This window comes from Falsiroseomonas sp. RANM36 (genome assembly GCF_056682175.1).
In genome coordinates, this window is sequence record NZ_JBWXTD010000002.1 from 95238 (window position 1) to 95602 (window position 365).

Consider the following 365-nt stretch of genomic DNA (forward strand, 5'->3'; position numbering starts at 1 on the left):
GGGGGGGGGGGCGCGGCGCGCCCCCGCGGGCCCCGGGGGGGGGGCCCCCCGCGCGGGGGGCCGGCCGCCCGGCGGCGCCGCAGGGCGACCTGGTGCAGACGCTGCTCGAACGCGTGCAGCGCATGGAGGAGGAGCTGCGCAGCGTGCGCGGCCGCGCCGAGGAAGCCGAGTTCCGCGAACGCCAGCTGCGCGAGCGGGTGCAGAAGCTGGAAGGCGATATCGACTTCCGCCTGCAGCAGCTGGAGGGCCAGCGCCAGGGCGCGGCGCCCGCCCCCCCCCCCCCCGCCCCCGCGGGCCCCCCCCCCCCCCCGCGGGCCCGCGGGGGGCGCCCGCGCCCCCCCCCCCCCCCCCCCCCCCCCCCCCCC

The 365-nt window shown here is 85.8% G+C and carries 1 pseudogene; it reads left to right on the forward strand.

The window, feature by feature from the left end:
- Positions 1 to 92: 92 nt before the first annotated feature.
- Positions 93 to 365: pseudogene (locus AC1MIR_RS01335) on the forward strand (hypothetical protein); the annotation flags it as partial.